Source organism: Paenarthrobacter sp. 22069, from assembly GCF_052046035.1.
In the GTDB taxonomy this organism is placed as follows: domain Bacteria; phylum Actinomycetota; class Actinomycetes; order Actinomycetales; family Micrococcaceae; genus Arthrobacter.
Window position 1 is genome coordinate 148759 of sequence record NZ_JBQEQF010000010.1, and the last position, 8397, is coordinate 157155.

Consider the following 8397-nt stretch of genomic DNA (forward strand, 5'->3'; position numbering starts at 1 on the left):
CCCGCTGGGCCCTCCCCGCCATGGGGAGCGCCCGGCGGGACGGGCCTGACCGATGGAGGTCACCATGGCACTATTCATCACCAAGCGCCTGCTGATGGCGCTGGCCACCGTGCTGGTGGTTGCGGTGCTGGCATTCCTGCTGGTGCACGCAATGCCGGGCAGCCCCGGGGCCGTGTCCCTCGGCGCCGGCGCCTCCCAGCAAGCCATCGACGAGGTCAACCAGCGGCTGGGCTGGAACGACCCGCTGCTCACGCAGTTCATCACCTGGCTCGGTTCCGCGGTCCAGGGCGACCTGGGAATCTCCCTCATCGATGGCCGCTCCGTCAGCGCAGACCTGGCCAGCCGGCTGCCCGTCACCGCCTCGCTGGCCGCCGGTGCCACCATCCTCAGCGCGGTCCTGGGCATCGCCCTTGGCGTCACCGCGGCGGTGCGCGGGGGAGTGCTGGACCAGGCAATCGGCGGTTTTGTCGGCCTTCTGGTTGCCCTGCCCGCGTTCTGGGTAGGCGTCCTCTTCGTCTACCTTTTCGCCGTCCAGTCCTCCATCTTTCCCGCCACCGGCTACGTCCCGTTCGAGGTCTCACGGCAGGACTGGGCGCTGTCCCTGGCGCTGCCGGTGATTACCCTGGCTGTGGGCGGGGCGGCCTTCATTGCCCGGCAGACCAGGGCCTCCATGCTCGAGGCCCTGCAGCAGGAACACATCCGGACGCTGCGCGCCACGGCCACTCCTACCTGGAAGATCCTCTACGTCCACGCCCTGCGCTACGCCAGCCTGCCCATTGTGGCCGGCATCGCGCTGCAGTTCATTGGCCTGTTCGGCGGCTCCGTCATCGCCGAGCAGCTGTTCGCCATGCCCGGCCTGGGCCAGGCCGTCCAGACCTCGGTCAGCACCCATGATGCCCCCGCCGTCCAGGGCGTGGTGGTGATCGCCACCGTGGTGGTGGTTGCCGTAAACCTGGTGCTGGAGCTGGCCACCAAGTTCCTCGACCCGAAGTTGCGTGCCTCATGATCCCTTCCATGGCTCCGGCCCCCGCAGACCAGGCAGAAACCACGACGGCGGCAGCGGCTCCCGCCCGCAACGCCGGCAGGGCGGCCATCACCAAATTCTCCAAGCACCGGCTGTTCACCTCACCGGGTGCCATGGCCGGCCTCGTCTGGCTTGCCGCGCTGGTCACCGCGTCACTGACGGCGCCGCTATGGCTGCCGTTCAAAACCGAGGACCAGGACTTCACTGCCGTCCTCTCCGGCCCCACTGCCGCGCACTGGCTGGGAACGGATGAACTGGGCCGCGACATCCTCAGCCGCATCTTCGCCGCGGCGGCCGGCACCCTGGGGACCTCAATGCTCACGGTGATCGTCGGCGTCGGACTTGGCACCATCCTGGCCATTCTTGCCGCCGGTGCGGGTGAACGGGCCGAAGGCGTGATCAGCCGGGTCACCGAGGTCATGATGTCCCTGCCGGGCACGGTGATCATCCTGGCCGTGATCGGCGCGGTGGGAACCAACATCCCCGTCGTCATGGCCATCCTTGGCATCCTGATGTCCGCCGGTATCTACCGGGTGATCCTGGGCCAGGCCAAGTCGCTGCGGTCCCAGCTCTACGTGGACGCGGCCAAGGTGGACGGCGCCGGCCCGCTGCGCATCAGCCTCCGCCACGTCCTGCCGGGACTCGCCAACACCATCGTGGTCCAGGCGGCACTCATCTTCGCCGTCGGCATGCTGATCCAGGCCGGCCTGGCCTTCATCGGCTTCGGGCCGCCCATCCCGCAGCCCAGTTGGGGCGGCATGATCCAGGGCGCCTCCCAGCACGTCTACGACGCCCCCTGGATGTTGGTGCCCACCGGTGCCGTCCTGGCGCTCACCGTCCTGTCCGCCAATGCCATCGGCAACGCCCTGGGCAAGGCCCCCAACGCCGCCGCGCCGCACCTGCCCCCGGCTGCCGCCCGCCGGCAGCGCGCCAAAGCAGTCGCCGCCATTGCGGCAGCCGCACCCGTGCATGTCACGGGCGGGGACGCAGCCAGGGGGACGCTCAGCGTCCGCAACCTCTCGGTCGGCGTCGACAATGGTGTCCGGCTCGTCACCGACGTCTCCTTCGACGTCGAACAGGGCACGGTCCTGGGCCTGGTGGGGGAGTCCGGCTGCGGCAAGACCATGACCGCGCTGTCCCTGCTCGGACTGCTGCCCTCCGGCGTCTCGGTCACCGGCGGACAAATCCTCTGGAACGGCGGGAACCTTGCCGCCACCACGGACAAGGACATGGAATCCGTCCGCGGCCGCGAGATCGCCCTGATCAGCCAGGAACCCATGCGCGCCCTGGACCCGATGTTCACCGTTGGCTACCAGCTCACCGCCACCATCCGCCGGCTCCGCGGAATGGGCAAGGCCGAGGCCGGCAAGGAAGCGCTCAGCCTGCTGGAGAAGGTGGGCATCGTTGATGCTGCCCGGATCCTGAAGACCTATCCGCACCAGATCAGCGGCGGCATGGCGCAGCGCGTGGCGATCGCCCTCGCGCTGTCCGGCAAACCCAAACTGCTGGTGGCGGACGAACCCACCACAGCCCTGGACGTCACGGTCCAGGCCGAAATCCTGTCCCTGCTCCGTGCACTGGTGAAGGATACCGGCATGTCCGTGGTCATGGTCACCCACGACCTGGGCGTGGTGGCGGACATCTGCGACCAGGTGGCCGTGATGTACGCCGGGCAGGTGGTGGAAAACGGCAGGACAGGAGCCATCCTGGACAGCCCCCGCCACCCCTACACCCTGGCCCTGCTGGCTGCCGACCCGCACGCCAACCACGGGAACGCCATGCCCGAACGGCTTGCCACCATCAGCGGCCAGGTGCCGCAGCCCAAGGACTGGCCCACCGGCTGCCGGTTCACCGCGCGCTGCCAGTTTGCCGGCTCCGCCTGCCTGGAACCCGTCCCGCTGCTGCCCTCCGGCGCAGGAGACAGCCTGGTGCGGTGCGTCAAGGCGGACCAGCTCGCCGTCGAAGGCATGGACTGGCTGGCCACGGACGTCCCGGCCTCCCGCCTGCTCCAGGCCACCCCCAAACAGACGCTACTCACCGAAAAGGACATGGCATGAGCACCGCAGTCACGGAGCGCACAGGATCCACACCGGCCACCGTCGTCCCCATGCTTGAGGTGAAGGACCTGGTGGTCCGCTACGGCCGGGGACGCCGGGCAGCCGCCGCACCCGCCGCCGTCGACCGTGTCAGTTTCAGCATCGCCCCCGGTGAAACGGTGGGCCTGGTGGGAGAGTCCGGCTCCGGCAAGTCCACCATCGGCAAAGCGATCCTCGGCCTGCAGAAAGTTTCCGGCGGCACCATCAGCTACCAGGGCCGGGACATCACGTCCGCTACCGCGGCCCAGCGCCGGGACCTGGGCGGGGAACTGCGGGCCGTATTCCAGGACCCCAACTCCTCCCTGAACCCCCGTAACACCATCGGCACATCCCTGGCCGAACCGCTGCGCCTGCGCGGCATCTCCGTGGCCGAGGCGCGGATAAAGGCCCAGGACATGCTGGAACGCGTGGGCCTGCCCCGGGAGGCCGTGGACCGGTACCCAAGCCAGTTCTCCGGCGGCCAGCGCCAGCGAATCTCCGTGGCCCGCGCCCTGATCTGCGATCCCCAGCTCGTGGTCTGCGACGAGGCCGTTAGCGCGCTTGACCTCTCCACCCAGGCGCAGGTCCTTAACCTCCTGGCCGACCTCCGCGACGAGCGGGGCCTCAGCTACCTGTTCATCGCGCACGACATCGCCGTGGTCCAGTTCCTGGCACAGCGCGTGGTGGTGCTGTACCGCGGCCAGGTCATGGAAAGCGGACCGTCCGCGGCCGTCACGGAGAACCCGCTACATCCCTTCACCCAGGCCCTCGTGGCCGCCTCACCGGTGCCCCGCCCTGCTGAGCAGGCCGCGCGCCGTGAGGCCCGGGAATCGCTGGGTGTCCGCACGGGCGCCGCCGCCGTGCCCGCACCCGGGGGCTGCCCGTTCCGGCTCCGCTGCCCCCTGGCCACCGAGCTGTGCGCCACCGAAAGGCCGGCGCTGCGCAGGGTGGGCGCCGCGGACGTCGCCTGCCACTACGCCTAAGACTTTGTCTCCACTTCAGAACGGATCATTTCTTCCATGACTTCCACTCCCTGGCTTGCCGCCATGATCACCCCCGGGCAGGACTTCGACGGCGCCCCGCGCCTCCGCAAGGAATTCCGGCTTGAGGAGGGCCACGGCAGCGTGGTGAAGGCGACGCTGCGCGCCACCGCGCTCGGCATCTATGAGGCGTACATCAACGGCGTCCCAGTGGGGGAGGATGTCCTGAGCCCCGGCTGGAGCTCCTACGAGTGGCGGCTCCGGTACCGCACCTACGACGTCACCGCCCTGGTGGGACCGCGCACCGTCATTGGTGCGGAGCTGGGCAACGGCTGGTACCGCGGCCGCCTTGCCTGGCACGGGCTGTCCAACCTCTACGGGTCCGAACTGGGCTTCCTTGGCCAGCTGGACATCGAGTTCGAAGATGGCCACATTCAGTCCGTCGGCACCGACGCGAGCTGGCAGGCCGGCCCGTCGGCCACCACGTTCAACGACCTGTACGACGGGCAGACCATCGACACCCGACGCGGCCAGGCGGGCTGGGCCGAGCCCGCCTTTGCCCCCGACGCCAGCTGGACCGGCGTGCGCACCCTGGCGTTCGACGCCGACCGGCTGGCCGAGCCGGTGGGCCCGCCGGTGGTGCGTGCCGGCGTCGTGCGCCCCGTCAACGTCTTTACCTCGCCGTCCGGCAGGACCCTCCTGGACTTTGGCCAGAACCTGGTGGGCTGGCTCCGGTTCACCGTACAGGGGGAGGCCGGACAGGCAATCACCGTCCGGCACGCAGAGGTGCTGGAGGACGGCGAGCTGGGCGTCCGGCCGCTGCGGTCGGCCAAGGCCACGGACACCTTCATCCTGTCCGGCGGCCGGGACGTCTTCGAACCTACCAAGACCTTCCACGGCTTCCGCTATGCCGAAATCACCGGTTGGCCGGGCGGGCTCACGGCGGATGACGTGGAGGCCGTGGTGGTCCACTCCGACCTGGAACGCATCGGCACCTTCGAGTGCTCCAACGAGCTGGTGAACCAGCTGCACCGCAACATCGTCTGGGGCCTGCGCGGAAACTTCCTGGACCTGCCCACGGACTGCCCGCAGCGGGACGAGCGGCTCGGCTGGACCGGGGACATCGCCGTGTTCGCCCCCACTGCCGCCTACCTCTACGACGTCAAGGGATTCCTGCAGGACTGGCTGCTGGATCTGGCCGCCGAGCAGAAGGCGCAGGACGGGCTGGTCCCCATCACCGTGCCGGATGCCCTGAAGTACTGCCCGCAGCCGCCGGAATTCCCGGCCCCCGAATCGTCCGCGCTGTGGAGCGAGGCCTCGGTCTGGGTCCCATGGGCGCTGTGGGAAGCGTACGGGGACCTCGGCGTGCTGGAGACCCAGTACGAGTCGATGGCCACCCACACCCGCCGGGTGGAGGGCCTGCTTTCACCAGCGGGACTGTGGGACTCGGGCTTCCAGTTCGGCGACTGGCTGGACCCCGACGCCGCGCCGGACCAGCCGTGGGCAGCCAAGGCGGACACCGCCGTCGTGGCCACTGCCTGCATGTACCGGACCGCACGCCTCACCGCGCAGGCCGCCGGCCTGCTGGGAAAGCACGACGACGAGGCCCACTTCGAGGCGCTCGCCGCCCGGGTGCGTGCGGCCTTCGCCGAACACTACGTCGGTGCCGGCGGCACCATCCGCAGCGACTGCACCACCGTGTACGCGCTGGCCATCGCGTTCGATGTGCTGCCCAGCCAGGAGTTGCGGGAGTTCGCCGGCAACCGCCTGGCCGGCCTGGTCCGGGACAACAACTACCGGGTGTCCACCGGATTCGCCGGAACGCCGTTCATCACCCACGCCCTCACGGACACCGGGCATGTGGACGAGGCCTACCGGCTGCTGCTGGAGGAGGGCTGCCCGTCCTGGCTCTACCCCGTCACCATGGGCGCCACCACCGTCTGGGAACGCTGGGACTCCATGCTCCCGGACGGCACCATCAACCCCGGCGAGATGACCAGCTTCAACCACTACGCCCTGGGCGCCGTGGCGGACTGGATGCACAAGGCCATCGGCGGCATCAGGCCGCTGGAACCCGGCTATGCGAAGGTCCTCATCGCCCCGCAGCCGGGGGAGGGGATTGACTGGGCCAGGACGTCACTGAAGACCCCGCACGGCGAGGTCCGCGTTGAATGGAAGCTCGACGACGGCGGGTTCCTGCTTGAGGCGGCTGTGCCTGAAGGGGTGGCGGCCGACGTCGTGCTTCCGGATGGTGCCCGGCATGGGGTTGTTGGTGGGACGCACCGTTTTGCCGCGGCGTGGGGCCTCGTGACGACCTAGCGAAAGCTGCGCCTGGTCCGGAAGAACCAGTCCGGACCAGGTGCGCCGCCACCGCTAATCTGCAACGATGTCCAAAACATCGTCGCCAGGAGGACTTATGCCGTACACCGTGGATTTCAAGGACGTCTCGACTGTTGGTTTGGAATCATCACCGGTGGCGGACGCGCTGGCCGGGCTGCGCGCCAACGAGGCGCGCTACTACAAGAACAAATACGACCATGACTTCACCACCACGCCTGCCCAGGATGCGCCGGAACTGCTCGAGTATGTGAACACCATCCTTAAGTCGGAGCGGGACCTGGTCATCGCCTCCAAACCGCTGGAGGTGTCGTCGTTCGAGGTGGACGGGTTGCGGATGACGTACGTGTTCTACGAGTCCGGGCTGTCCATCAACGTCATGTACAGCATCGAAGACGGGGGCAAACGGGCTGTGGGCTTCAAGCTCTCGGACGGCATGGAAGTCCCCGAAGAACTGGCCTCCAGCTTCAAGTTCGCCCGCCAGAAGTCCAAGCTCGCCGGCACCATCCGCGGCTCGTACTTCGTGATCAAGGGCGGGTACTGAACCGCCGCCACCGCAGCCAGAGGGGTCAGGCTGCGCGGGTCGGTTCGACCACGGCCAGCTGGCCAGTAGTGTCCGGGACGCCGGGAAGGTGCACCGGCGCCGCCTCCGTCTTAGTGGATGAGCGGGCGGCCCTCATTCGGTAGAGCGCTGTGGCGGAAATGATGAACCAGGCCACGTTGGTGACAACCGACGGCCAGGCCCCGTGGAACGCGCCGTTGACAATAAAGGCGCAAGCGCCAACGAGATTGGCGGTTTGGAAGCCCTTGCCCGCCTTCAGCCAACCCATGGAAACGGCCAGGAACGCGCCGAGGATCACGACTGAACCGGCCCAGCCGGAAACCTCCCAGGCCAGTTCCATGCGTGCCTCCCACCTTCGCTACTTCATCGGCTTCCGTTATGCTCCAATCGCCATTATTAGGGTCGTCATATCTTTAGTTCAATTGCTTTCTTCTGAAGCTGTGGTTTAGAAATTCTTAACATGGACCTAGGGCGTGTCTGCTAAATATTCGGCTTTGGATGTTCGAGGCTGGATGGATGCTTCGTGCGAATGTTATTTCAGATGAGTTGTGGTCGGTGATTGAGCCTGTAGTCGCGACTGCAGGGGGCCGGCGAGGGCGGCCCTGGAACGATCACCGTTTGACGCTTGAGGGTATTTGCTGGCGTTTTCGCACCGGTTCGCCGTGGCGTGACCTGCCGGTTAAGTTCGGTGCCTGGCAGTCGGTGTGGGAGCGCCACCGGCGGTGGTCTGTCGACGGGTCCTATGAGCAGATGTTCGCGGCGGTAAAGACGGCAACCGGTGCCCAGGACACGGAGTTGGAGTCACTGCTCTCCGTTGATTCGACCAGTGTTCGGGCACATCAGCATGCTGCCGGAGCGCCCAAGGTGACGGTCGATCCAGACCACACAGGGGGCAGTGCCGAGTTACAAGTTTCTGCCCAGCGAGCCGGCTGACCACGCGATCGGACGCTCTCGAGGCGGGCTGACAACAAAGATCCATGCTCTTACCGACCGGGCGTGCGCGCCTGTCACGATGCTGCTGACTCCCGGCCAGGCCGGTGATAATCCGCAACTGGTGCCCTTACTCGAAGCCCATAAGATTCAAGACGCCACGCAGTTCCGGCTGCTCGCCGATAAGGCCTACTCCCATCCCTCCACGCGCACCGAGTTGAGGTCCCGCCGGATCAGGCACACCATCCCGGAGCGCTCAGATCAGATTGAACGCCGGAAGGCCAAAGGCTCAGCCGGTGGAAGGCCACCGGCCTTCGATCAGGCAATCTACAAGGAACGCAACACCGTGGAACGCGGCTTCAACCGCCTCAAACACTGGCGCGGCATCGCAACCCGCTACGACAAGTACGCCACCACATTCCTCGGCGGGGTACTACTAGGAGCGATCACAACATTCCACCGAGTACACAATTAACAGACACGACCTAG

Annotated in this window: 6 protein-coding genes and 1 pseudogene; 6 read left to right on the forward strand and 1 reads right to left on the reverse strand. The window is 67.4% G+C overall.

Going from position 1 to position 8397, the window contains the following annotated elements:
- Positions 1-52: 52 nt before the first annotated feature.
- The 5 genes from ACTJK0_RS10425 (at position 53) to ACTJK0_RS10445 (ending at position 6960) form a co-directional block, all read left to right on the forward strand.
- Entirely contained in the window at positions 53-1006 is a 954-nt protein-coding gene (locus ACTJK0_RS10425) for an ABC transporter permease (protein ID WP_440745094.1), read from the forward strand.
- The gene (locus tag ACTJK0_RS10430; RefSeq protein ID WP_440745095.1) at positions 1003-3081 is read left to right on the forward strand and encodes a dipeptide/oligopeptide/nickel ABC transporter permease/ATP-binding protein; all 2079 of its coding nucleotides are present in this window, start codon (positions 1003-1005) and stop codon (positions 3079-3081) included. The genes ACTJK0_RS10425 and ACTJK0_RS10430 overlap by 4 nt, the downstream gene beginning before the upstream one ends.
- Positions 3078-4082 carry an oligopeptide/dipeptide ABC transporter ATP-binding protein gene (locus tag ACTJK0_RS10435; RefSeq protein WP_440745096.1) on the forward strand — a complete coding sequence of 335 codons (1005 nt, stop codon included), beginning with the start codon at positions 3078-3080 and terminating at the stop codon, positions 4080-4082. The genes ACTJK0_RS10430 and ACTJK0_RS10435 overlap by 4 nt, the downstream gene beginning before the upstream one ends.
- Positions 4083-4118: 36 nt before the next feature.
- The gene (locus ACTJK0_RS10440; protein ID WP_440745097.1) at positions 4119-6398 is read left to right on the forward strand and encodes a family 78 glycoside hydrolase catalytic domain; all 2280 of its coding nucleotides are present in this window, start codon (positions 4119-4121) and stop codon (positions 6396-6398) included.
- A 97-nt stretch (positions 6399-6495) separates the two neighbouring features.
- A complete protein-coding gene (locus ACTJK0_RS10445; protein ID WP_440745098.1) occupies positions 6496-6960 on the forward strand; it encodes a phage tail protein in 465 nt (154 codons plus the stop codon).
- A gap of 25 nt (positions 6961-6985) precedes the next feature.
- Here the strand turns inward: ACTJK0_RS10445 and ACTJK0_RS10450 are convergent, their stop codons facing one another.
- Positions 6986-7318 carry a CBU_0592 family membrane protein gene (locus ACTJK0_RS10450; protein ID WP_440745099.1) on the reverse strand — a complete coding sequence of 111 codons (333 nt, stop codon included), beginning with the start codon at positions 7316-7318 and terminating at the stop codon, positions 6986-6988.
- A gap of 176 nt (positions 7319-7494) precedes the next feature.
- Here ACTJK0_RS10450 and ACTJK0_RS10455 point away from each other — a divergent pair.
- A pseudogene (locus ACTJK0_RS10455) lies at positions 7495-8383 on the forward strand (IS5 family transposase).
- Positions 8384-8397: the final 14 nt, after the last annotated feature.